At 69.9% G+C, this 717-nt stretch carries 1 protein-coding gene; it reads right to left on the bottom strand.

Translation table 11 applies throughout. The annotated features are described in order from the left end of the window. Window positions 1–717 (bottom strand): ABC transporter permease (locus ABD714_RS23000; RefSeq protein WP_344814799.1); only part of this gene is annotated, 717 nt, incomplete at both ends.

Below are 717 nucleotides of genomic sequence, written 5' to 3'. Positions count from 1 at the left end.
ACCAGGATCAGGGCGCCACGGAAGGCGTCCTGGAGGAACGTGGACACGTTCAGCAGGGACAGCAGGTTGGCGATCACGGCGAAGATGATGGTGCCGACGACGGCGCCGAACACCTTGCCCTTGCCACCCGACAGCGCCGCCCCGCCGATCACGACCGCGGCGATGGCCTCCAGCTCGAGCAGGTTGCCGGCGGTGGAGGTGCCGGACGCGAACCGGGCCAGGAACATCCAGCCCCCCAACCCGACCAGCAGCCCGGCCAGGATGTAGACCGACCACAGCGTGGTCTTCACCGGGATCCCGGAGGCCCGGGCCGCGTCGATGTTGGAGCCGATCGCGTAGACCCGACGACCCCACACGGTGCGGTAGAGCAGGAACGCGACCAACGCGACCATCGCCAACCAGATGATCGCCAGCACCGGGATGCCGACCACGGTGGCCTGACCGAACTCCGCGAACGCCGGTGCCGCGGCCGGGGTGATCGGGATGCCGTTGCCGTAGGCGTAGACCAGACCCCGGGCCAACGCGAGCATGCCCAGCGTGACGATGAACGGCTCCAGACCGCGGAAGGCGACCAGCCAGCCGTTCACCGCGCCGACGATGCCGCCGATGACGACCGCCACGATCAAGGCCAGGAACACCGACGGGCCGCCGAACAGACCAGCGGCCACGACAGCGGCCAGGCCGAGGGCGGAGCCGACGGAGATGTCGATGCCGCCG

The sequence above is a fragment of the Microlunatus aurantiacus genome (assembly GCF_039536605.1).
Lineage (GTDB): Bacteria > Actinomycetota > Actinomycetes > Propionibacteriales > Propionibacteriaceae > Microlunatus > Microlunatus aurantiacus.
Note: the sequence above shows the minus strand (reverse complement) of the source record. Positions and strands in the feature narration are given on the sequence as shown.